The 24,411-nt window shown below is 50.8% G+C and carries 18 protein-coding genes; 6 read left to right on the forward strand and 12 right to left on the reverse strand.

Annotation, left to right across the window (positions count from 1 at the left end; all coding sequences use genetic code 11):
- Positions 1–85 precede the first annotated feature (85 nt).
- Positions 86–853, forward strand: a complete 768-nt coding sequence (locus C8E01_RS05370) for a creatininase family protein (RefSeq protein ID WP_116542343.1) — start codon at positions 86–88, stop codon at positions 851–853.
- Positions 854–1,304: 451 nt separating this feature from the next.
- Here C8E01_RS05370 and mscL read toward each other — a convergent pair whose 3' ends face one another.
- The 6 genes from mscL to C8E01_RS05400 form a co-directional block, all read right to left on the reverse strand.
- On the reverse strand, positions 1,305–1,733 hold the full coding sequence (mscL, locus tag C8E01_RS05375) for a large conductance mechanosensitive channel protein MscL (protein ID WP_116542669.1): 429 nt from the start codon (positions 1,731–1,733) through the stop codon (positions 1,305–1,307).
- 318 nt (positions 1,734–2,051) lie between these two features.
- Positions 2,052–2,240 carry a hypothetical protein gene (locus tag C8E01_RS05380; protein WP_116542344.1) on the reverse strand — a complete coding sequence of 63 codons (189 nt, stop codon included), beginning with the start codon at positions 2,238–2,240 and terminating at the stop codon, positions 2,052–2,054.
- A 44-nt stretch (positions 2,241–2,284) separates the two neighbouring features.
- Positions 2,285–3,532, reverse strand: coding sequence for a glycosyltransferase family 61 protein (locus C8E01_RS05385; RefSeq protein WP_116542345.1), 1,248 nt, complete (start codon positions 3,530–3,532; stop codon positions 2,285–2,287).
- 325 nt (positions 3,533–3,857) lie between these two features.
- Positions 3,858–5,438, reverse strand: a complete 1,581-nt coding sequence (locus C8E01_RS05390) for a SulP family inorganic anion transporter (RefSeq protein ID WP_116542346.1) — start codon at positions 5,436–5,438, stop codon at positions 3,858–3,860.
- 95 nt (positions 5,439–5,533) lie between these two features.
- Positions 5,534–6,172, reverse strand: coding sequence for a class I SAM-dependent methyltransferase (locus tag C8E01_RS05395; protein ID WP_165820570.1), 639 nt, complete (start codon positions 6,170–6,172; stop codon positions 5,534–5,536).
- 131 nt (positions 6,173–6,303) lie between these two features.
- Positions 6,304–7,905, reverse strand: a complete 1,602-nt coding sequence (locus tag C8E01_RS05400; protein WP_116542348.1) for a peptide chain release factor 3 — start codon at positions 7,903–7,905, stop codon at positions 6,304–6,306.
- Between the two features lie 540 nt (positions 7,906–8,445).
- Here C8E01_RS05400 and gap point away from each other — a divergent pair.
- A complete protein-coding gene (gene gap, locus C8E01_RS05410; RefSeq protein WP_116542350.1) occupies positions 8,446–9,438 on the forward strand; it encodes a type I glyceraldehyde-3-phosphate dehydrogenase in 993 nt (330 codons plus the stop codon).
- A 126-nt stretch (positions 9,439–9,564) separates the two neighbouring features.
- On the opposite strand, the gene C8E01_RS05415 is transcribed toward gap, so the two are convergent.
- From C8E01_RS05415 to C8E01_RS05425, 3 genes are all read right to left on the reverse strand, one after another.
- Positions 9,565–10,314 carry a metallophosphoesterase family protein gene (locus C8E01_RS05415; protein WP_116542351.1) on the reverse strand — a complete coding sequence of 250 codons (750 nt, stop codon included), beginning with the start codon at positions 10,312–10,314 and terminating at the stop codon, positions 9,565–9,567.
- A gap of 137 nt (positions 10,315–10,451) precedes the next feature.
- The gene (locus C8E01_RS05420) at positions 10,452–12,887 is read right to left on the reverse strand and encodes an outer membrane beta-barrel family protein (RefSeq protein ID WP_116542352.1); all 2,436 of its coding nucleotides are present in this window, start codon (positions 12,885–12,887) and stop codon (positions 10,452–10,454) included.
- A gap of 346 nt (positions 12,888–13,233) precedes the next feature.
- Positions 13,234–13,494, reverse strand: coding sequence for a hypothetical protein (locus tag C8E01_RS05425; protein ID WP_116542353.1), 261 nt, complete (start codon positions 13,492–13,494; stop codon positions 13,234–13,236).
- Positions 13,495–13,793: 299 nt separating this feature from the next.
- Between C8E01_RS05425 and C8E01_RS05430 the strand changes: the two genes are divergently transcribed.
- The 3 genes from C8E01_RS05430 (at position 13,794) to C8E01_RS05440 (ending at position 15,118) form a co-directional block, all read left to right on the forward strand.
- Positions 13,794–14,225, forward strand: coding sequence for an STAS/SEC14 domain-containing protein (locus tag C8E01_RS05430; protein WP_116542354.1), 432 nt, complete (start codon positions 13,794–13,796; stop codon positions 14,223–14,225).
- A 209-nt stretch (positions 14,226–14,434) separates the two neighbouring features.
- Entirely contained in the window at positions 14,435–14,704 is a 270-nt protein-coding gene (locus tag C8E01_RS05435) for a hypothetical protein (RefSeq protein ID WP_116542670.1), read from the forward strand.
- Between the two features lie 105 nt (positions 14,705–14,809).
- Positions 14,810–15,118 carry a DUF6122 family protein gene (locus C8E01_RS05440; RefSeq protein ID WP_116542355.1) on the forward strand — a complete coding sequence of 103 codons (309 nt, stop codon included), beginning with the start codon at positions 14,810–14,812 and terminating at the stop codon, positions 15,116–15,118.
- A gap of 177 nt (positions 15,119–15,295) precedes the next feature.
- On the opposite strand, the gene C8E01_RS05445 is transcribed toward C8E01_RS05440, so the two are convergent.
- Entirely contained in the window at positions 15,296–15,937 is a 642-nt protein-coding gene (locus tag C8E01_RS05445) for a DUF3347 domain-containing protein (RefSeq protein ID WP_116542356.1), read from the reverse strand.
- A 169-nt stretch (positions 15,938–16,106) separates the two neighbouring features.
- Here C8E01_RS05445 and arsC point away from each other — a divergent pair, with 169 nt between their 5' ends.
- Entirely contained in the window at positions 16,107–16,448 is a 342-nt protein-coding gene (gene arsC / locus C8E01_RS05450; RefSeq protein ID WP_116542357.1) for an arsenate reductase (glutaredoxin), read from the forward strand.
- Positions 16,449–16,697: 249 nt separating this feature from the next.
- On the opposite strand, the gene tamL is transcribed toward arsC, so the two are convergent.
- Both tamL and C8E01_RS05460 read right to left on the reverse strand, forming a co-directional pair.
- A complete protein-coding gene (tamL, locus tag C8E01_RS05455) occupies positions 16,698–19,076 on the reverse strand; it encodes a translocation and assembly module lipoprotein TamL (RefSeq protein WP_116542358.1) in 2,379 nt (792 codons plus the stop codon).
- 7 nt (positions 19,077–19,083) lie between these two features.
- The gene (locus C8E01_RS05460) at positions 19,084–24,210 is read right to left on the reverse strand and encodes a translocation/assembly module TamB domain-containing protein (RefSeq protein ID WP_317046897.1); all 5,127 of its coding nucleotides are present in this window, start codon (positions 24,208–24,210) and stop codon (positions 19,084–19,086) included.
- Positions 24,211–24,411 lie beyond the last annotated feature (201 nt).

Consider the following 24,411-nt stretch of genomic DNA (forward strand, 5'->3'; position numbering starts at 1 on the left):
GGTAGCCTTCCTAACTTCACTCGTTCCCAAATTCTATCTCACAAACTTTTTAAATCACTAACTCTTAAACTCCCAAACTTAAATTATGCGTCCCTACATCCTTGCCGAATCGAACTGGAAAGCCATTAAAGAACAGCAGGTTGAGGTGGCTATACTGCCCTGGGGCGCCACCGAAGCCCACAACTACCACTTGCCCTACGGCACCGACAACTACGAAGCCGAAGCGGTGGCCGCAGAAGCAGCGCGACTGGCCTGGGAGGCAGGCGCAAAGGTAACCGTGCTTCCGGTTATCCCTTTTGGCGTGAACACCGGCCAGGCCGACATCACCCTCGACATCAACCTGAACCCCAGCACGCAGCTGGCCATTCTGCGCGACATCGTAGAAGTGCTCGACCGGCAGGGCATCCGTAAGCTGCTGGTGCTCAACAGCCACGGCGGCAACGATTTTAAACCGATGCTGCGCGAACTGGGCCTGAAGTTTCCGGAGATGTTCCTGCTCACCTGCAACTGGTTCCTGGCTGCCGACCGCAAAGCCTTTTTCGACAGCCCCGGCGACCATGCCGATGAGATGGAAACCAGCATCATGCAGCACCTGCGCCCCGACCTGGTGCTACCACTCAGCGAAGCAGGAGAGGGCAAAGAGCACAAGTCCAGGCTGACAGGTATACGCGAAGGCTGGGCCTGGTCGGAGCGCCTGTGGTCGCAAGTTAGCGACGACACCGGCATTGGCAGCCCCGCCGCCGCCACACCTGCCAAAGGCAAAGCCTTTTTTGAAGCCACCACCCGAAACATAGCGCAGCTCCTGCAGGAACTGGCTGCGGTTGAACCGAAAGACAGGTATAAGAGAGTTTAGGAGTTTGAGAGGTTAGGAGTTAGAGAATTTGATTGTAGCGACGTTACAATGTAACGTCGTTCGTGTGCAGAGATGTTGCACTGTTCCTCTTTCGCCTTCACTCACGTCCCGCGAGTTTGGGTCATCAGGCAGACTCCGGCCGCTTTTTCAAATGCTCTTTTAGACACCAAATGCTCTTTCGGACATGGATGTCTGAAAGAGCGCTAAAACCTATACATGGGGATTAGGAAATCCCCGACAGTTGGGGGTAGGGGCTCTCTATAAAGCATCGGGATTGGTAAGTCCCGAAGAGCATTATAGTAGTACATTTTCAGAACGTGACCGACTGTAGGGACAGGTCGCGACCTGTCCGAATCATGCACCAACCATTCAACCATTCAACAAAAAACCATGCTATACTCAGGCAGATCCGCCCTCGTACAGCATGGTTTTTTTATGTAAAAGAGTAAAGTTATTTCGAAGCGATGGTTCGCAGGGCGTCGCGCATTTCTGTGAGGAGCACTTCTTCTTTGGTCGGAGCTGGCGGCACGGCAGGGGCAGCGGCTTTTTTGCGCATCATGCGGTTCATGGCTTTTACGATCATGAAAATGATGAAGGCCAGGATCAGGAAGTTAAGCAAGATCGTGATAAAGTTACCCCAGGCAAATACGGCGCCCAGTTTGCGTGCTTCTTCCAAAGCCAGACCTTCTGGTACGGCCTCAGAGAGCGGTACATAGAGATTCGAGAAGTCCATGTCGCCCAGGGCTGCACCCACCAACGGCATGATCAAGTCGTTTACGACGGAGTTTACTAATCCGCTGAACGCCGCACCAATGATGATACCGATGGCCAGGTCCATTACGTTGCCACGCATGGCAAATTCTTTAAATTCTTTCATCATGCTCATAAGCGCTGATTTTTAATAAGTGAGTGGGTTAAATAGTTTTAGATATGTAAATATATTCATTTGAAAGTATAAAGCAAGTAGCTTATACCTAAATATTTGTTGAGCAAGCCTGCTCGGAAAAGCTATAAAGTAGACAGTGACAGCCTGAGTGATCAAACTCTCTTAGAAATTCAGGTACTTACAAAGAGATCAGGAGTGTTTGGCCGTAACTGGAGACGAAAAAAATGAGGCCATTGGCTGCGGTATGTGGTATACCAGCAGCCAATGGCCCTGCCAAATTAGGTGACTTGGGTTTTAATTAAGTTCAATGGCTCACGCCTTCACTTTGTAGCCGCAGTTTTGATCTGTGCTATACTCTATTTTTTCATCCGACATAAGTCCTTCGATCAGCTCGTCAGTATACTCCTTGCTGAAGCCAAGGCTTTCGCCCAGGGCCCTTTCATCCAGCTTACCCTTATTCTGGCGCAGTGCTTCGAGGTATTTTTTTTTATCTTCTTCCATAGTCATCCGTTTTAACTTAGCGGCGGTTTAGCATCACTGTTTTATTAACTTACATTCAGCTTGCGTTGTTGTCCCTGTGCTGTTTGTTGCTTGCTTTTCTTCTCGGCCCGGATCAGGTCCACCAGTTCCGCGAGGTCTACTTTCAGGTTCTCATGCTGCCCTTGCATCGCATCTTTCACCAGGCTGTCGCTCTTACAGATAATGTAGCTGTAGTCCATCCCCATTTTAGTGGCGATGTCATAAAAGGGCTCAATCACAAAACCCTCGTGAAACAGCTCGATTACTTGTGTACCCGGCTTGCAGAACATCATGCTCACCAAACCGGCGCCCGTGGCTGATACCACCGAGCTGGCCCTGGAGAATAACTTGATACGCTCGAGCACAGACAGTTGGCTAAGTACCACCGATCGGTAACCGTAGGGCTTGAGTGCCTCCACCAGTTCCGCCTCGTTCTCTACCTGCCGCAGCTTCGAGTCGCTTCGGCTGACGTATAGTTTCACGTTTTCCTGCTGGCCGTTTGAGTCCGGCCCGGCAAGTGGCACAAAGGATTGTTGGATGTAGTCGCAGAGCCAGTGCGGCACCAGGGTGTGGTTCCCGCGCGGTGCCGTAGAGGCGATAATGCAGTCGGCAGTCAGGTGCGGACACTTGTCGCTGGCGATTAGCCTTTCTTCAGGTATATTCAGCAGACGCAATGTTTCGCGCTGGTAGTCATAACGCAGGCTCGGTACCAGAAACCAGTCCACTTTGTCGTACAACCCGCTTGCTTTGAGAAGATGAAGGCGCGGTAGCACATCCACAAACCAATGGCTGATGTTATTGAGCCCAGCGCCGCCAGTGAGGAGCGAAAACACAGTGCCATTAAACTTAGTGGGAGTTGTAAAGTAGCGCTGCTCAAATACAGTGCTATACCCCGCCTCGGTCACTTTCCCGTCCTTTAAACTCAACGACACATGCTCGATGAGATGGTTGTATTTGCTGATGATGGCCACGCAACTCTCATTGTCGGTATAGATTCTGCCATGCGGGGCTTCTACCACCACATAGTCAGTAGTGACTTCCCGCTGCGGCTTCCAGTAAGACGAACAGGCTTCAAACAGCTCTTCTGAAATATCCAAAGTGGTTCTGAGAGCCGGGTAAATTGGGTATAGAATTACCTCGTTCTGGCTCGTGGCCTTTGCAAGGTTATCGTTAAGCTTGTAGATACTCTGCGGCCTATACCTGATTTTATGTGTTATAAATCTGCCTGCAATTTTCCCCAGGCGCTTTTTGATCTTTTGGTATATAAGCTTCATACGGGTCTTAATTTGGGTGAGCAATAGGCAGCTGGTATAGCCATTAGGTATAGCTACTTCTCGAAGCGGCTTATTGCCTGTATACAATAGAGTAGGTAGTGAGTAAGCAGGGTGGCTTTCGCTCCAATGTTGCAGCCGGCCGATATGGAGATTGTAACAGGGATCATAAAAAAAACTCCTACTCCCCCCTAACAGGTTATGCTGCCTGTTAGGGGGGAGTAGGAGTTGAAGGTATACAGGAGAAATCCATTTATCAGCACTTAAATCAATCTGATTCTATATACTGATTATTTTATAGGATTGTTCTCAAATAAATGGGTTAAAATCAGGCTACTTTACGCTGTGCATAAAACTTGTCGAGCCCAAGTTGCTCTATCTGAATGTTCTTGTAAGCCGCTGTCGCCTTAAATTCTTCTAAAATCTCCAGCACATCGTCGTCAATATTCACCGAGCGGCTGGCATCAATCACCACCGTGGAGTTAGGGGCCACGTGGTCAAGCGTGAGCATAATGCTGGCCTTGTTGAGGAACGTAACCTCTTCTGACAGTACCAATTCAACGCGCTCACCTTCGTGGTGTGCTTGTTTGTCGATAAAGAATGGTGTGCGGTAGTTGTCACGCAGAATCATGAACACAGATACACCACCACCGATCATGATACCTGTGATCAGGTCGGTGAGCATCACAGCCACAATGGTCACGAAGAAAGGCACGAACTGGCGCTTGCCAGACTTCCACATGCGGCGGAAAAGCGAGATGGACGTCAGCTTATAACCTACCACAAACAGCACCGCAGAGAGAGAAGCCAGCGGGATCATGTTCAGGGTAAGCGGTATAGCCATTACGCAGATGAGCATTACCGTACCATGCGTAATGGTAGACAGCGGCGTGCGGCCACCTGATGTTACGTTGGCCGATGTACGCACGATGACAGCCGTCACCGGCAGACCGCCAATAAAACCTGACACGATGTTGCCTATACCTTGCGCCTTGAGCTCACGGTTGGTGGACGACTTGCGTTTGTAGGGGTCCAGTTTGTCACCGGCCTCTGTACTAAGCAAAGATTCCAGGGAGGCAATAAAGGCAATGCTCAGGGCGATGGTATACAATTCCGGATTGGTGATATGGGAGAAATCCGGGAAGGTAAAGAAAGAGAAGAACTTACCCAGGTCATCGGCCACCGGCAACTGCACCAAGCGGTTTCCACTGAGGGCCAGATTCGGGAAATAGGCCACGAAAATCTGATTCAGAATTACGCTGACGATAACCGCAATCAGGGCAGAGGGCACAAACCTAAAAAAAGTATAGCGTTTGAGCGCAGGCTGGTCCCACGAGAATATGATGACGAGCGAAACCAGGGTAATAATAGTCGCACCCAGGCTGATCTGATCCAGTATACCAACAAAAAGGTTGGTGCTAAACCCATCTTCCATGCTACCGAACAACTCCTTGCCAGCATAGCCAAAAGCGTGCGGAATCTGGTTGATGATGAGGATGAGACCGATGGAGGCCAGAATCCCTTTGATCATGGAGTTGGGAAAGAAGTAAGCGATGGTGCCCGCACGCAGGTAGCCCAGTATAATTTGGAATACACCCGCTATAATGGTGGCGGCCAGTACTGCCTGAAAGGAGCCCAGCGTCTGAATTGCCGTAAATACGATGAGTGCCACAGAGGCGGCCGGTCCGCTTACGTTAATTTTGGAGCCACTTAAAAAGCCCACCACGATACCGCCTACTATACCGGCGATGATGCCTGAGAAGAGCGGGGCACCGGAGGCAAGTGAAATACCCAGACAAAGCGGGAGCGCAATCAGGAATACCACCAGACCGGCAGGTAAGTCGGTCTTTACATGAGAGATAAACCCGTCGTTGATTCTTTTCTGATCGGGTAATGTACTTTGGTTCATAATTGTTTTTTAGTGTTGTAAAAAAAGCTAAGCTGTATAAGGTTGTATTCTGTTTTTTTTAAATCAATTTTTCATCTGGCAGAGGCTACGCTGTTTTACTTGTCTTTTCTTATAATGACTACTCTTTTGTTGTCTGTATACATGAGCTCAAAACCGCAATGCTGCGCAATCCAGTGGAAGGTACGGCTATGGTAAAAGACTACATGCGTTGGATCTTTGGCATAATACCACGTCGGGATCTTGTCAGTTTCCTGCCACTGCTCCGTCATAATGGTTAGCAGACCACCTGGTTTAAGCAGCTTATAAAGTAAGTGCAACTCCCTAGCCGGGTAGAAAAAGTGCTCAAAACACTCCGTGGCAAAGACAAAATCATATACCTGCTCCGTCTTTAGTTCCGGGAAAAAGTAAGGGTCATAGTTGTCCATCCTGTAGCCTTCTCTTTCAAGGAGGAGCGAAAGGGTAGGAGTTGGGCCGCAACCGTAGTCCAGACCATGCATACCCCTTCCCAGCAAAGGCAGGGTAGGCTGTATCGCCCTGTTGAGAAAGTTGACGTAGCCCGCGTGCTCTATGCCGTTTTCGTGGGTCAGATAGTGTTTTTCCTCTACCTCTGGTAATGGTAGAAAACGCTGCTCCGTAAATACCAGCTGGCAGTTTTCGCAGTGTAGAAAAAGGCGACTGTCTGGTCCTTTTATTTCCTTAAAATCACCAGCATACAGGCAAAGCGGACACGTCATACGATTTGCGTTTAGGCACACTTGGTGCATTTGGTGCTATGCGGCATCAGCAGGATTCTTCCCCTAGGTATAGGCATGCGATTATGTTTGTTGCCATAAGCTAATCGTTTTAAGGTATAGCATTCTGTTTATTAAACCTGCCTGGCTGCTTCGAACTTAAAGTCGGAGGTAAAGTGGAACTTGATGGCCGGGTAATGTTCCTGCACCGAGCGCAGGACCCAGGTCGTGTCTGCAAAAAACACGGGGTTTTCGTCTTTGTCGTAGGCAATGTGGCTGCCTTTGATCGAGATGAACCGTGCCAGCTCCGTCTTGTTATCCGATGTGATCCAGCAGGCTTTGTAGTAGTTCATGGGGTAAAGGTCGCAAGTGGCGCCGTACTCTTGTTTCAGGCGAAACTTGATCACATCGAACTGCAGCTCGCCCACCGTGCCGATGATCTTTCGGCTGCCCGGTTGTTGCACGAACAACTGCGCCACACCCTCATCGGTGAGCTGCCGTATACCTTTCTCCAGTTGTTTTGTCTTGAACGGATCCTTGTTCACCACCTCTTTAAAGATCTCCGGAGAGAAGCTCGGTATACCTTTGTACTGCAGCAATTCGCCCTCTGTCAGCGTGTCGCCGATCTTAAAGGAACCCGTATCGTACAGGCCCACCACATCGCCGGGCCATGCCTCCTCGAGCAGGCTCTTTTCGTTGGCCATAAAGCTGGTGGGGCTTGAGAAGCGGATGCGCTTGTCGAGGCGGGTGTGGTAGTAGAGCTTGTTACGCTCAAACTTGCCCGAGCACACACGGCAAAAGGCAATGCGGTCGCGGTGGTTCGGGTCGAGGTTGGCGTGTATCTTAAAGATGAAACCGGTGAAGGCGTTCTCTTCGGGGCGCACTTCCCGCTGCGTAGCCTCCACAACCTGCGGCGAGGGGGCGATCTTAACGAACGTGTCGAGCAGTTCGCCTACCCCGAAATTGTAAATGGCACTGCCGAAAAACACAGGAGCCAGGTAGCCTTCCTTGTAGAGGTCAAGGTCGAAATTTTCGTAAAACTCGTTCAGGAAATCGGTATCGGAGCGGAGTGTGTCAGCAGATTGCTTTCCGATGATCTCGTCCAGTTCCGTGCTCTTGATGTCCTCGATGGCGATAACGTCTTTGGTAAGCTGTTGTTTGTTGGCCGTGAAAAGGCGGAGGTCCTTGTCATACAAATTGTACACGCCTTTAAAGGTGGAGCCCATGCCAATTGGCCAGCTAAGTGGGCGCACGTGAATGTTCAGCTCCCGCTCCAGCTCGTCGAGCAGTTCATAAGGGTCGCGTCCCTCGCGGTCCATCTTGTTGATGAAAACGATCACGGGTGTGTTGCGCATGCGGCATACCTGCATCAGGTTGCGGGTCTGTTCCTCCACACCTTTCACGCAGTCCACCACCAGGATCACACTGTCCACGGCAGAAAGCGTACGGTAGGTGTCTTCGGCAAAATCCTTGTGACCGGGCGTATCCAGGATGTTGATCTTGTGTCCGGCATAGTCAAAGCCCATCACCGAGGTGGCCACAGAGATACCACGCTGTTTCTCGATCTCGAGAAAGTCGGAGGTGGCGGATTTGGTGATTTTGTTGCTCTTGACAGCACCTGCCGTGTTGATCGCACCACCGAACAAAAGTAATTTCTCGGTAAGCGTTGTCTTACCGGCATCGGGGTGGCTGATAATTGCGAAGGTGCGCCTGCGCAGGATTTCTTCTGAAACCATGAAGCTGAAAGTATGAGCGGTCCCTGCGGACCATTATTGAAAAAATGATATAGTATACCTGTTTACCCGGATTGGATAAACAACAATTCAGGGGGGAGTAGGGACGCTATGTAAGTTCGGGGCGTACATTTAAGGGTGCAAAAGTACAAATATTACGTTGAAATGCAAAAATTGACGCATAAATAGTGATTGTTAAAAGGATTTGTGCAGGGTAGGGTCTAAAAAGCAATTAAGGCGGCTTTAACGAAAAAACGCGGTATTGTCATTGATGACACTTACCATTGTAGACGAGCTGACGGACACACGTGGTTGTGGTAATCAGGAATGTGTGGCGCAGGGAGCGGCCAATATGGTGAATGGATTCTTTGGAGGCATGGGCGGCTGCCGTAATGCTCCTGGTGTTCATTCTATCTCCAATATTTACCGTTTACATTTTTTAGTGCACTACCCCAGGGGTTTTGGAGTATACTTATAGTATGACTGCCAAGCTAATCCGAGAAAATAAATCATGTACCATACTCAATCATTAATTTAAAAACTATGGCAAAGATAAAAGTTGCAATCAATGGCTTTGGCCGAATTGGCAGGCTCACTTTCAGAGCCCTCCTCCGGAAGGAAAATGTAGAGGTTGTGGCCATTAATGACCTGACCGATACCAAAACACTGGCCCACCTGCTGAAGTACGATTCCGTGCACGGCCGCTTTAATGGCATTGTGGAACCTACGGATACCGGTTTAATCGTAGATGGCCAGGAGATCGGTGTAACGGCTGAGCGCGAGCCCAAAAACCTGCCCTGGGAAAAACTAGGTATAGACGTTGTGCTTGAATCCACCGGACGCTTTGTGGACGAAGCGGGAGCCTCCGGACATTTAGAGGCCGGTGCCAGAAAGGTAGTGATCTCAGCCCCCGCCAAAGGCAATATACCAACGGTCGTATTGGGAGTGAACGAGGACATATTGACGGGTGACGAAAGAATCATTTCCAATGCTTCCTGTACCTCAAACTGTCTGGCGCCCATGGCGAAAGTGCTCGACGACGCCTTTGGCATTGAGAAAGGCTACATGACCACCGTGCATGCCTACACTGCTGACCAGAACCTGCAGGACGCGCCACACAAGGATCTGCGAAGGGCCCGCGCTGCCGCCTACTCCATCATCCCCACCACAACAGGCGCAGCCAAAGCGATCGGTTTGGTCATGCCCCACCTGAAAGGCAAACTGGACGGCGTGGCCATACGGGTGCCTATACCTGCCGGCTCGCTCACGGATCTGACCTGCATTCTGAAAAAGCCCGCTACCAAAGAGGAAGTGAACGCCGCTATGAAAAACGCAGCCGACAGCTCTTTAAAGGGCATCTTAGAGTACACCGAAGACCCGATCGTGTCCATCGATATAGTGGGCAACAAACACTCCTGCATTCTCGACGGTGAGATGACCTCGGCAAACGGAACGCTTGTGAAAGTGGTCGGCTGGTACGACAACGAGGTAGGCTACTCCAACAGGTCTGCCGACCTGATCTCTAAAATCGGTTGACCTTCTCCGGTGCAGGAAGCCTTTAGCTACCTGCACCGGTTTATTTGCCTTCCATGGCTTTTCTATGAAAAGGCCTGGTAAATTGTCAAGGTATAGCGAGATGTATTTTGGAAAACAAACTACTACCTATACCTCATATAAGAAGAAAGGCTTTTCGTATTCGGACTTCTGCAGCACGGGTTTCGATACGTTGAATACCTTAACCCCCGTACTCGTCTCGCCTGCCAGTGTGCCTACGTGCGCGTGACCGTGAAAGGCAGCCTCCACGTTGCGTCGGTTCAGCGGCTCCTCGAGGCGGGAGCAGCCCAGAAAGGGGTGAATGGCATCCGGCTCGCCTTCTATCGTGGCTTGGATAGGAGAGTAATGCAGGATCGCGATTTTCTTCAGGTCACTTTGTTCGCTGTCGATCTGCGCAAGGGCCGCGTCCAGCTTCAGGGCTTCGGTTACAGCTTCCTGCACAAAGTCTTTGTTGAGTTGCTCGCCGAACATGCCCAGCATATACCTGTCGAAACCACCACCAAAACCTTTTACGCCGGCAAAGCCCACATGCCCGATCACCGTAAAGTCGCCGTCGAGAAGTTTGAGGTTTGTCGGGGCAAAGATTTTGCGCAGCTTTTTCACCTGGTCATGGTCGTAGTCGTGATTGCCCAGCACAGCCAGCACAGGTATAGAGCAAGCCTTAAGTTCCTCGGCCAGCACCTCCGCTTCGCTTTCGCGGCCTGTGTCTGTCAGATCACCGCAAAGCAGCAGCACATCAGCCTCTTCCGACACCTGCTTGAAAAAGTCAACCCATTTGCCTGCATCCTGCTCACTCACATGTATGTCTCCTACGGCTGCTATGCGTAGTTTCTTAGGTTCAGTATTCGCTTCTTGCATCGTGTTTCGTTTTATTGAATGTAATACTACGTGCCAAGTGCGCATCAGGATAGGGGAGGGCGGCTATACCTGTTTTAAAATAAACAGCCCCCACACGTTGAGTGCGGGGGCTGAGTAAGCTAACAAGTGTTACTATTCTAGTTTCCGGTTCTGTTGATCTCGTCGAGGTTGATGTTACGCTTCTTCGCTTCAAAGTCTTTGCCCTTGGCGAAGTTGTAGCGCAGGTTGATGCGGATACTCTGGCTGCCCTGGTACTGGTCGATGGCGTTGAGGTTGCCATCCAGCATGGTTTTCACTTTCAGCAAGCGCGTTTGGAAAATGTCGGTCGCGTTAAGAGCCAGTGTCAGGCGGTCGTCCATAAACGTGCGCTTCAGGCCGGCATCGAGCCACCACTGGCTTTTAATCTCGTACAGGCCATACACGGCTGGTCCCTGGAAACCGGCGTTCAGCTCCATCCGGATGTCCTTTGGCAACTGGATGCTCTGGTTAGACTGCAGATAGAACAGCACCTGGTCATTGATAACATCCTCAGCGTTCACTTCTTTGGTATAGCGCTGGTAGGCCAGGGTGGCTGTGTTGTTCATCTCCCATTTGCCTGAGATCTGCACGGGGGCTACCAGCGTGGAATACAGGTTCTTGTAGCTCTCGATGTTGCGCTGGCCGAACACGGTGGTATTGTCCTCGCTGTTGTAGGTTGGTATCTCACCTATAAAGTCTGTGGTGATAGAATAACCGGCCATCAGGTTGTAGCGCTCTTTCAGGGTCTGTGTGATCTCAAACGAGTTGGTATACTGTGGCTTCAGGTTCGGGTAACCCTGTGACCAGGTATAAGGATCGAGGTAAAAGATGAACGGATTCAGCTGGCCGTAGTAAGGACGGTTGATGCGGCGGCTGTACTTGTAGCTCACCTGGTAGTCGTCACTCACTTTCTGCTGCAGGAACAGGCTGGGGAACAGGTCCAGGTAGTTGCGCTTGGTGATATCCTGCAGGGTGATGGAGTTGCCCTCGGAAGAGGTATGCTCGGCACGAAGACCAGCCATGATCTTCCAGGTATCGCTTAGTTTAGTAGAGTAGTTTGCATACCCTGCAAAAATGTTCTCGGTGTACACAAAGTGGCTGGTGCGGCGTGGGTCCAGTACCTGTCGGCCGTCGGTTATTTCATAGAAAAGAAGTTCGTTGTCTGATACCACATGGCTGGCCTTCGCGCCCAGTTCCAGTTTGCCATCCTTGCCCAGTTTCTTTCCGAAGTCCACTTTGCCAGCCAGAATGTCGTAGCCGGTTGGGTTAAAGCTGGTGAGGTGCTCCTGGCTGACCAGTTCGTCCGTGCCGAGCACATACTGTCTGTTTTTGAACACAAAGTTTGTCTCATCCGAAATGCGGGCATAGTCCACGTCAGCTGACAGGGTGGTGCCGACTGTGTCGAGCTTGCCGTTGTAGTGCAGGTTAAAAGTGCCGTTGCGGTAAGTGCTCTCATGCTCGTTGGTGGCAGATATCTGGCGGCTATTAGCGGCCACAGGCCGTTGCAGGTCAGACTCCGTGTTGAAGATGCCTTCGTTGCTGTTGTAGAACAGGTTGCTCATAAAGCCCACGCTGTGGCGATCGTTGATCTCGTAATCAGTGCCCAGGCGAAGGGTAGGGCTGATGCGCTCACGCTCTTCTATACCTACCTGGTCGAAAAAGCTGCGACCCGCCGGGTCATTGAAAATGCGCTCCATCTCCATGTCGCGGAAGTTTCTGCGGCGTGCAAAATCCAAACCCGCTGTGGTGTTCCACTTCCCGCTCTTGTGGTTCAGGTCGAAGCCAGTGTTGTACGAGCTCATGCGGTTGTACTGGTAGCCTGCATACACATTGCCGTTCATACCAAAGGCTTCGTTCTTTTTCAGGTTGATGTTGATGATGCCGGAAGCACCCTCGGCATCGTAACGGGCGGATGGGTTGGTGATAATCTCGAGGTCTTTCAGGTTTTCAGCCGACATGCCCTGCAGCAGGTTCTGCAACTGCTTACCCGAGAGGTAAGACTGCTTGCCATTGATCATGACCTGCACGCCGGGCTTGCCGTTAAGGGTGATGTTGCCATCCTGGTCAATCCACACGCCCGGTGATTTCTCCAGCACCTCGTAGGCCGTGCTGCCTTGTGCCAGTCCGGTTCCTTCCACGCTCACTACCATCTTCTCCGCATCATTCGTGATGGTAGGTCGCATGGTCTGAATGGTCACCTCCTTCAGGGTTTTCACATCCGGTTTCACCTGCAGTTTGCCGAAATCGCGGCTAAAGTCAGGGCCCGTTACCTCGAACAGCTCTGTTACCAGAGGCAGGTAGCCCAGGCCGCTTAACTTCAATTTATAGCTTCCCTTTGCCGGCGATTTAATGCGGAAGGTACCATCCATCTCTGCAATGGCACCTGTCACTACTGCTTCAGTGGTAGAGGAAATTACGGCGACATTCACAAATCCCAGGTCTTCCCCTTTTTCATCCAGTACTTTACCTGTCAGCCAGCCTTCGTTTTGGGCTAAACCCTTGTGTGACAGAATAGTTAGTGAGATAAGCGCAATTAAACAGAAGAGCTTTTTCATAGTATTATTTTGTTAGCGTGTATTGTAATGTGATGATGCAAAGCTAGTCTATAGTACTTTGTAATGCAAGGTACTGTTTACTTTATTATATGAATCGCCTCAAATTATCCGTTAACTGCACCAGAATTCCGACGAACGGACATTTGAATTCAGATCATTCGATGAAAGCGGGGTGGGGTCTAACTGCTTCCGAATCCGTATTGGCTGAAAGATGAGTAGCAGTAAGCAAAGGTTGCTTGATCTCTTATTTATTTTAGCAATAACACAAAAAAAGCCTCGGATTTACCTGATAGGCAAATCCGAGGCTTGTGCATTAAGCAGGCGTGAGTCTGTTTCCTGCTATACCTTAGCCGGGTAGCGGACAAAGATGTTTATACTGTTTGGGGTGCTTGCTTTTAAGAAGACGGAGCATGTATCGGAAAACAAAATAGCGTTCGCGCTTACGTTCTTCCTGGTCCAGGGAGCTTCGGTAATCCAGGGTTTCAAACAGGCTGGCAGTATCCTGGTAAAGGAGGTAGCTGTATACCTTCCAGAAACATTTCCTGACAGTTCTCTTTTCTACTTTTTTTCCAGTCTCCTCGACAAAGGCACGTCTCAGATTTTTCATTCTCTCCCGCCTTTAAAGTGTGATAATGCTATTTTTTACTGCATATTTTTATGAAGGAAGCATAAAAGTAATACGGGGAAGCATTATATAAAATGATCTATATCACTTTGTACGCCAACGTATTATAAAAATTCGTGAGCATCTGCTATGTAAGATAAAATATTTATTTCAAGTTCCGTTTGCATTCAAATCAGGTAGCTTGGGACATGAAAATCATGGATTTCACATAAAAGACACAACAGCCGTATAGTTTGAACGTTATGTGATTATAACAGTAAATAATTGACTGTTATTAGGATATGAAATCACTACCTTACTTTCAGGTAAGCTATAACGCACAACAGGGACTCATTTCGAGTCAGTGGTTGCGGGTAGTAAACAGTTATGAGTACCGGCAGGCGCTCGTAAACGTATGTAAGCAGTTGCAAAACAGCAATGCCATGTGCTGGCTGGTGGACTTCAGCCGCGTAAGTACTCCCAACATGAGCGATCAAAGCTGGACAATAGAACTGCTGGGCCATAGTTTGCCGCATACCAAGCTTCGCAAATTAGCACTCGTACTGCCCGACGACCTATTCCTGGAGGTTGTTGTAGAGAAAGTGAGTGACAGTTTACTCAGCATGACCAATAATAAAGTCCAGATTGCTCATTTTGCCGATTCGGGTGCTGCGCAACAGTGGCTCGTATCCTGCAGCGATCCTGATGAGGGTTTGTTCCGAAACGCCTCCTAAAAACTATCTCAGTGTCTTCTCGCCAAAGCCAAAAATCTGTTTCCTGGTTATACAGCCACTTATGAGGCCTCCAAGACTTACTTCCTGCTTGATTTTCGTATTAAATTGAAAAAAATCACGATAAACCTGAAATATTCATGAACTTTTTGTGAATAGTTCATGTAATTAACTTGCTATTAAGTTATAATCTTTTGCACAAACACATGACTATGAAAGAGCTAGAGAGAATCCAGAAAGCGCTCCGGCACAGCAACACCCTTCTATTGAAAGACCGAGAGAAGAAGGTGGAATGTTCTTTTATAAAAGAAGGACTTGTTTACGATAACTTTCCGATTGAAAACAACGTGCTGGCAACTGCACTGCAGGAGGCAAGCGTGAATGGTATTGTAGAAGGACTGCACTTTGAGCGACTTAAAAATACATATGAATGGTTTGCGCTGCGCGTTAAATCGAGGATGCTCCTGGACACATTGAAATAGTCTATTCCCATAGCTATAGAAAAAGCCCTCCGCTAAACAAAGCGAAGGGCTTTTTTATGTTCGGGGAGCCAGCAACCTATACCTTGCTGATGCAGTATCCTGCTTATGACTTTATCTTTTGCGATCCATATCATACTGCACATGGCAGTGCCCGTACTGGTAGCGGCGCTGTTTTACAGAGATCAACTGCGCTATGCTTCGCTTATGATGTTGGCAGGCTGGCTGATTGATTTAGACCATTTGCTGGTAACCCCCATCATCGATCAAGACCGATGCAGCGTCGGTTTTCACTTATTACACCGCTACTGGATCGTGCCACTTTATACCGTACTCGCGCTTATCCCTAAAACCCGACTAATTGGTCTGGGCCTGCTCATACACATCGTACTGGATTGGACAGATTGTTATTTTTGATTTAGTGAGTTGGTGATGGAGTGAAAGAGTGAGTCAGTGATTGAGTGGATGTAAATGAAAATGGGTAATGAACTTCGCCCAAATCAATAATAAAAAAGAGCTGATCGAGGAATTGATCAGCTCTTTTTTATTAGAGTATTGCAAAATCACTCAATCACTCATTCGCTAAATCACTTACTAATTAAACACCTCTTCATTGCTGCCGCACTTCAGCATGCTGCTTCCAAAGTAAGGGTTACGGATTTCAGAGTTGGTGCTTACCCAGTAGGCGCCCTGGTTGTTGTTCACCATCGGGCAGTGCTGGTAATATACTTTCTGGTCGGTGGCGCCAAAAGCTTTTGTCAACGAAAACACGGCCTCTGACAGGTCTTCCAACTGGTTGCGCTGCTCGCCCAGGTCGTTGGTGGCGGCAATGGCAGCGGCTGATTTACGTACTTTTTCTACCTGCTCTTCGGCGAATGTCTTTTGCTCTGGTACCTGCAGGGTAGCTACCGGCATTGCGTTAGCCGAGTTGAGTACCGTACTGGCGGCCTCTTTTGCGGTTTCAGCGTCAGACTCCACCATGGCGTCTTTCAGGGCGATGTATTCGTCCAGTAGCTGCGACAGGTTTCGTTTCATGGGCTCTGCCACCGAATCAAAAGTTGGTGTTTCTACTACCACGGTGCCGGCAGCGGGCACGTTATCACCGTGCGCCATGCCATCGTGGTGCTCGTGGTCGTGCTCTTCTGTGGCATCAGCCTGCTGCTGGTTGCTATCTGATGAACAGGACGTGAAAGCAAACATCGCTACCAGGGCTGCAAAAAATGTTGTCTTTTTCATAATGGTTTATTAGGAAATAGAGGGTTTGTTACGATTTTTTTCTAAAAACAGATTCCCTTCCGGGCAATCACTTTTGCAAAGTTAAGCTTTTTAACGAAATGGGCGGTATAGCGACAGCCATAGCCTATCGGCTGATTTTACGTATCTTTGGGTAAATCAAGTTTTAGCAATGGTTACGATCTATCATAACAACAGATGCAGTAAAAGTCGGCAGACGCTGGAGTTGCTGCGTGAAAAAGGAGAGGAGCTACAGGTGGTGGAATACCTGAAAGACACGCCCTCTGCCGAAGAGCTAAAAGACGTGCTACACAAACTGGGCCTGAAACCGGAACAGGTGCTGCGAAAAGGCGAGCAGGTATACAAAGACACCTATGCAGACAAAGGCTACACCGACGAGGAGTGGCTGCAGATCATGGCCGAAAACCCTATCCTGATCGAGCGCCCCATTGTGGTAAAGGGCGACAAAGCCGTCATCGGAAGGCCACCAGAGAGGGTGCTCGATATCTTGTAACCAGGTATAGATGGGTATAAGGTATAGCCGTGTTATGCTAAAGGCTGTACCTTATACCTGTTTTAGAAGTAGGGCCGTTTCATTCTACTTTTTTTGTCATCCTGAAAGGATCTTGGTAAAGAGGGCCCCTACCCCCGCAAGTAGGATCGGCTTAACCTCCCGGGGGTAGGGGCCCTCTATTTCAACCAAGTTTCTTAACAGAATGACAATAAATTTGAGCGTGTTTTCTTAGAAAGAAACGACCTGGTATTAAAAGGGGTAGCCGATGGCTATGTTCAGCACCATGCCGTGTTCCCCAGGTTTGGGGTTAAAGCCGAAGCGGAAATCATTAAGGACGAAGCGGTCGCCTTCGGGCAGGTAGGGTACACGCACAGGTATACCCAGATCGAATCGGATCACGAAGAATTCAATGTCCACCCGCAGGCCAAAACCTGTGCCCACTGCCAGTTCCTGAAACAGATTGCCGGCTTTGAACTTGGGCTTCTCCAGGTTTCCGTTGCGGTCGTAGGTCTCGTTTATCAGCCAGATGTTACCGGCATCCACGAAAACAGCTCCCCTGAAAAATCCGAAAATCGGGAAACGGTACTCGGCGTTCGCCTCTAGCTTAATATCGCCTACCTGGTCAAAAAAGGAGAAGGCCAGGGTGTCCGGCACATTGTAGGTACCCGGCCCGATGCTGCGCGCCCGAAAGGCCCTGATGCTGTTTGGACCCCCAATCGAGAACTGCTTCACATAAGGCATGGTCATAGAGTTGCCATAAGGATATCCCACCCCCGCGATCAGGCGTGTTGCCAGCTGACTTGTTTTAGAAAAATTGAAATAATAGCGGAAGTCGTTTTCGAGGCGGGTGTACTGCGAGTAAGGCTGGTTAAAGATAGTGCGCGGCGGTACCGGCGGCTCCGAGGCATCATCGCGTTTGTCATTGCCCATCAGCGACTGCACCGCACTCACCAGGTTACCCGACACGTCAAGCGTGGTGGCGTTGAAAAATTGGTGTGTTTTGTTCTCCAAACCCAGGGTGCTGAGAGTATGCTGGTAAATGGAACCGATAATGAACTGCTCTTCAAAACTGCTTCTCAAAAACGGGTTTGCAGCGAGCAGATTGCTAAACTCATCTGTCTGTTTTCCCAGGCGCACGTACTGCAGGTTGATCGGGGTGAAATCGTGCGTGATCGTTTGCTTCGGTCGCCAGTTATACCCGTAGGAGGCATTAAAGGAGTTCATCTGAAAGAACTGTACCCGGTTCAGGAAGTTGTAGCCCAGCGAAATGCGCGTCGTTGGCACAAAGGCGGACCGCAGATTGGGCAGGTTAAAGGGCGCCACCAGTCTCGGGAAGGTGAGACTAGTCTGCACGCCAAGCTCATAGGAGCTAAGCCCGACCGGGTTTTCAGATGCCGACTCTCCGCTGCTGACGACCCGCTGGCCGCCTACCTGGTTTTCAAAGCGCCCCGTAAAGTTCACCGTGAGCATCTCAGAACCCTTAAAAGCATTGCGGTTTCGGAACGATACCGAGATGCCGGGCCCCGCCAGGTTATTGGACTTGCTCACCATCTGCGTTTCCGCCCGCAGCGATTTCTTTAAGTCGGGTGTCATATAAATGAAGGCATCCAAACGATCTTCTTTCAGGGTATCGCGCTCGTACTGCAGGTTCACGAACTTATAGGCACTCAGCCCCGACAGCCTGCTGACTGTGAGGAGATGGTTGCGGCGGCTGTACACGCTGTCCTTTGCTACAAAAAGGCCGGGCACTATATGCTTTGCCCGTACATAGTTTTCGTTCGGAATGTAGTTGTAACCTTCAAAGCGCAACGTATCGCTTACAGACAGGCTATCGTTCAGAACAAAGTTTGCGTTGATGAAGATGTCGTCAATTTTATAGGAGCGCAGAGCGTGCGCTGGCATGTCTCTTTTCAGGCGCAGCAGCACATCTACTTCCTTGTTGCCCACGGTGGTGTCGGCACTGAAAATGAGCATAGCGGGCGCAAAGAAAAAATAGCCCCTGTTTTTGAGGGCCTGGTCTATGCGGGCTCTTTCCAGGATCATGTTGTCCAGATCGTATGGTTCTCCTTGCTTCAGAAGCGAGTTGGCCTCCAACTGCCTGATCTCGGCATGAATGGGCAGTGAGTCACTGAGAGTGTAGGAAATGTTGCGTATACGGTAAGGTTCATGCACCGTAGCGGTCCAGGCGATGGTGGCCATCTTTTTTTTGATAGTAGTATCGCTCTGCACGCTGTTGTAAAAGTACCCCCGGTTGTGCAGGCGGGCGTGCATCACTTCATTAATGCTGGAGGTATCCACTTCGGACAATAGCACAGGGGGCTCACCCAGTTTATTCTGGATCCAGTTCTTCAGGCCCTTTTCCTTCTCCGTATAAAAAGTGTTGTAGATCCATAACTTGGGGCGCATACCAAGTATAGAGGCGTTGGGCTTCGGGCGAACTGTGTTGCTCAGTTCAGTTTCAAGCGCAGTGCCCCGCTTACTGCTGTCTTTTTCATCGTTTACCTTCACGTCAAATCCTGCAAACAGGGCATCGCCCTCCGGCACAGTTTTCGTACTGCTGCAACCGGGCAGCACCCAGCTCAGCGCCAGACATAAAACAAACAGGGTATAGCGTAACGCTTTGGTCATAGGGTACTTATTCTTGATCTTCTTTTACGACTTCTTCTACTTTCTCTTCGGCTTCCTGCTCTTCCTTGCGCTTCTCCCGTTCGTTGAACTTAATGGCTTCCTCCAGGCGGCGCTCTTCTCTGCGGGCTTCACGACTCTCCAGGCTGCGGAACAGGTCAGAGAAATTGTCATAGTCGCGCACAAAGATCAGAGCAAGGCCGGTGGCCCGTACGTCACCTTCCAGAAAGCCCTCGTACTGGTTGCGCTGGAAACCACGCACGCGCAGTCTGCCGTCCTTTGTGAGCGAGTACTCTACCGACACGTCGCCGCCAAAGCCGCTCATGGCTCGCTGCTGTTCATTCTGACCTTCCAGGCCGATATCAGTACCAACCCGCACGGTCAGGCGATCATCCAGAAACTGCTGGCGCAACGCCACATTCAGGTCAGTTCGGCCCTCGGCTGAGCCAGTGGAGTAGTCTTCATAGGAACTCACGCCCAGCTCCAGTCCAAGCCCGCCGGCATAGCGGTTCGTCAACTGGTTGAGCTGGTCCGTCATCACCTGGCTTAAGCTGTTGCGGGCTGTGGAGCCCAGACCACCGCCACCTGAACTGGACAGTGGGTCCTGTGCCAGAAAGCGGCCCAGTACCAGCAGAGAAAACACCTGCTTGTTGAGCTCCGAATCATTCTGACGCAAGGCGGCCAGTCTACTTTCCACAGTGCCATCCAGGGCTCCGCGGCGCTGCTCTTCCAGCTGAATGTCAAACCCGATCTCAGGCTTGAGAAGCTCGCCATCCAGGTTCACGAATACTTCGAAAGGTAGTTGCGTGCGATAGCGGTTAAGTGCGGCCTGCTCCATGTCCACCTGGTCGACCACCAGCTCCATGGGGGCTGCCTGTAGCCTGTAGATGGCAGAAATTTGCATGTTGGCCTGCATCGGATCACCGGTCCAGTTAATGTAACTGCCTTTGGCAATATCAAGTTGCCGTGATACCAGGTCATAGAAGTCCATGCTATACCTACCTTCTGTGATCTCATAGCGGCCGCTCATGCTGATCTGCCCGCTTGGCGTAATACCGATGTACAAGGGAGAGGCACTGCCGCGCACAACCAGGTTATCACCCGTGGTCGGGTCTATCACAATGGTGACGGTGGTGGCGTCCGTAACGATGATCTGCGCGTCGATGTTGGCGCCAATAAATCCAGCAGTTGTGCTTTCTTCGACCGCCCTGGCAAGAATGGCATTGAGAGAATCGTTGAGCGTGACAAATTCTACCACTCCTTCGCGCTCCGCGGCTGCCACACCATCGGCCGGGATCACGGTCGTGAAAGTGGAGCCATCCAGCACCGTCACAAATACTTCAATGTTCGGCTCCAGCATGCTGCCCGTTATACTGGCTTTCATGGCCATCTGAACGTTGCCATAGAACAGGTCGTTGTCGTTGGCAGTGGAGTTCATGGCCAGGAAACGGTCTGTACGGGCACGCAGGTCGAAGGTATAGTCCGTGTAGTTCTGGGTTAGAATGTTGCCGTTGATGTCAAGGGTGTTGCCCAGCGAGTCAGTCAGCGTGAATTCGCGCATGCTGATGCCCTGCTCCGTGAATTCCAGGCGCTCGTTTTGTAAGGTATAGGGCGAGTTGAGCATGGTGAGGTTGAACTTTGCCTGATTGAAATCCAGCCCACCCCGGATCGCAGGCTGTGCCAGTGTTCCTGTGATGCGCAATTTCCCGTTGGCGCTGCCAGCCAGGTCGTCTACCATACCTTGGGTGAAGCCACCGAAAGAAGCCAGGTTCAGGTTGGCAATGTTCGCATCGAGGTTGAGCAGGCTCGTTTCGGGTTGCATTTCGTAAGTCCCACTCAACAGCACCTCGTTGCCATTGCCAGTCAGTCCCAGGTTCAGGTTATAGCGGTTGGCGCCAGCTGTGTTGGCTTTCAATGCTATATCACCGATCGGTATACCTGTGTAGGCGAATTTTGACAAGGTAAGGTCTGCCGTAAAAGCCGGATTGCCGGTCAGCAGTTCTGTTAACGTAGCGGTTCCGTTCAGCACGCCCGTCATTACACTATCCTGCTGCTGAAACGACTCCATGATGTAGCCGATCTCGAAATTCCCGAACTCTACCTGTAATGGCGCATTCGGGCTCACGGGGCCGGTGCTGTTAAGCAGCACATAATTCCCGTTGCGTTCCAGCCGGATGTTCTGCGCATAGAGCAGGTTGGTGTCGAATTGCAGGTAGTTGTCCTGCGGCACCGACCAGGGCTCCCCATTGATCACGAGCTGTTCCGGGTTAAAGGCAAAACGGTATCCCGGCCCGAGGCTATTGAGCAAGCCACCGATCACAAACTGTTCCACGCTGTCCCTGTCAGCCATGGCCAGGCGCAAAGTCAGGTCGTTATCGCGGGCTGCCCCGTTCAGGCTTACATTGTTGACCAAAAGCGAAGGGGAACGAATTTCGCGCACGCCCAGATCGTAGCCCATTTGCTCCCGGTTGCCGCGCACCCGTAAGGCCACATCCTGAATGTTATACTCGGTATAGGTCAGCTTACGCACGTTCGCATCCATGGCGAACTCCTGCGTTTCCCCGTTGTAGGAAGCCGTAATCGGACCATTTACCTCTAACTCTTCCAGGTCAGGCACAAAAGAGGCGATGATATCTGGACGGCGGACAAGCATCGTAGCCTCAAAGTCGCCCAGGTTGAGATTGGCCGGGTATGGCGGATCAGGTTGCAGGTCGAAGTAAGCGGAGAAGTGCTTGGACAGAGCGGTAGGAAGTTCACCCAGGTCGTTGGCGAAATGCATATCGGCGTTGAGAATGCTGGAGTTAAGAGCGATGGCCGTGCCTGGCATTTTCTGGTTCAGTGTCAGTTGCAGCGAGTCGATCGGGTAGGAGACACCCTCCAGCCGCACGCGTACATCGTCGCCCTCCAGTGTGCCGCTGATATCACTGGCATCCTTGCCGGCAAAGTGTCCGCGCAGCTGCCCTCTCACACCCAAATCCTCTTCGTAGAAGTTAAGGGCTTTCAGGTCTACGCCTTTCAGGTCCAGATCAAACACATACTCACCCCGTTCGGCATTACGCATATTGAAATCACCTTTCAGGTCGAAGTTCAGGTTCTCGTCGCGGGCCCGGGCAGCCACCTGGTATAGGTTGCGGTCGATGCGGGCGTCTACATCTACATTGTTGTAGGCGTAATTGTTGTAGTTGGCCTCTTTGATGCGGGCCTTCACATCCGCGCGCATGGTTTCGGGGCTTAGGCCCGTGCCCTGGGCGGTTGCCTCAAAAGCCACACGGCCCATTCCATAGTCCTCTGTAAAGAGCTGTTTCAGATCAAAGCCCGATGTTCTAACCGTCGCCTTGAAAGGCTCGGCTCCGGCAGGTCCCTCGTCCATGTCCACTACGGCATTCAGGTTGCCAAATGAGCTGCTGATGGCTGCATTCAGATCGAAGTTGGTGAGGGTGCCGCTATACCTGCCGGTCATGCTCAGGTTGTTCGGGATCCGGATCTCCGGCGGTATGGTACCCGGAGGAGCCAAGGCCAGTATGTCGGTGCGGGTGGTGGCCAGGCGGTTGATGTTCAGGTTCATGGCCAGCCGGTCCGGGTCCATGGCGTTGCGCACGTTGCCTGTCACGTTTACGGTAGTGCCCTGCAGACCTGCTACCTGCAGCTGCTGTATGCTGATGTTGTCCAGCCGACCTTGCGCGCGTCCGTCGAGGCGAATGGTAGAGTTGGCAATTTTACGGAATGAAGGATTATCGGTGAGGTCAGGCGCGAACAGTAGCACATCCTGCATACCAATGCGGCTGTTGTCAATGTCGAGGTCCAGCTGCACGGCATCCAGGTTATCGGTCAGATCAGCCCATGAGGTATAGCGCAGCGCCAGGTCTTTGCTGATGCGGCTGTTGCCGGTCTGCAGATCGAGGTTGGCCAGCCTGGCATGCGTAGAGTCGAGGGTGATCTCAGATTGGAAATTGTTGACCTGAAAGCCACTTTGTTCTTTCAGCTTTAGTTGGTTGAGTTGCATGCCCATCTGGTTCAGGCTATACCTGACATCTTCGGCATCCAGTTCGATGTTAGTGAAGCGCAGGTGGTTGTAGTCCATCCCGCGAGCCTGCCGGGGCGCATCGGCATTGTCCATACCTGCTTCCAGTCCGGTCACATTCAGCTTGCCCAGGTTCAAAACCCACTTCACAGGCTGGCCCTGCGTTTTCTCTACCGATTCGTCCAGCTTACGCACCGTTTCGGCCGGGTTCACAGCCAGAGAGTCGGCTGGTTTCATTTTCTCCTGCACATACAGCACTTTGGAGTCATGCAGGTCGAAGCTGCGCAAGTCGATGCGGGCATTGGGCAGGTCAATGTCTTCAACGGTCAGCTCCGATTTGCCCAGCTTCAGCTCAATGCGCTGATCGGCAGGTATACTGACGTAGTTTAGGGCAAAGTTCTCTACTTCCACACCGTTCATGTCAAATTCGAAGGTAATGGGCTGCGGCTCTTCGTCAGGGGGTAGTTTGGACTGCACATAGCGTATACCTGTGTTGCGCAGTTCTATTTCATCAAGCCGGTAGATTTCCTCTTCCAGGTTCAGTTCTTCCATGGTGGTGGTTAGCTGGCCCACCCGCGCCCTGATGTGGTTACCACCTGCCTCGTCGTTGAAGTTGACATACACGTTCTCAAGGTTGATCAGGCCCAGGTCCAACTGCATGGCCCCGGTCGTGTCGGCAGGTTGGGCTGCGGTGGTATCGGTGGCGAAGGCCTCCATCAGAAAATCAAAATTCGAAGAAGAGTCGGGGAGGATGTGCAGGTTGAGCGTGGCCTGCTGCAGGTCTATTTTGCTGATATTGACTCCGCCACTCAGCAGCGACCATACCTTGAGGTCCAGCCCAAGGCGCTGGCTGTACCAGAGCGTATCCTGCTGCTGGTCCTCTATGTACACATCTTCCAGCACAATGGCATTGCGCCAGTCTGTTTTAAAGCGCCCTATTTCCACCCGGGTATCCAGCATGCCAGCCAGGTATGAGGCTCCCTTCTGGGCTGCGAAATTTTGTACTTTCGGGATTTGGAGCGCGATAATAATGAGCAATAACAGACCCACTACAATGGCGAGGAACCACAGTATTACCTTGGCAATGGTTTTTCCGATATGTTTAGCTGATGCGATAGGTGTCGTGTTTACTGTTTGACTTTACGCAAGATTGCTAACAAGGATAGAATTTTTTACTAATGGTAATCGTATACCTATTTGTTCACTGCCTCTGGTTAACAGGGTCTCCTTTCTAATGTTATGAACCCTAATACCTTGAAATTAAAGTTATTTAGTGAAGGGGAGGATGTAATTGATTAATAATCAAACAACTAGCAC

It is taken from the genome of Pontibacter virosus, from assembly GCF_003096355.1.
In the GTDB taxonomy this organism is placed as follows: Bacteria; Bacteroidota; Bacteroidia; order Cytophagales; family Hymenobacteraceae; genus Pontibacter; species Pontibacter virosus.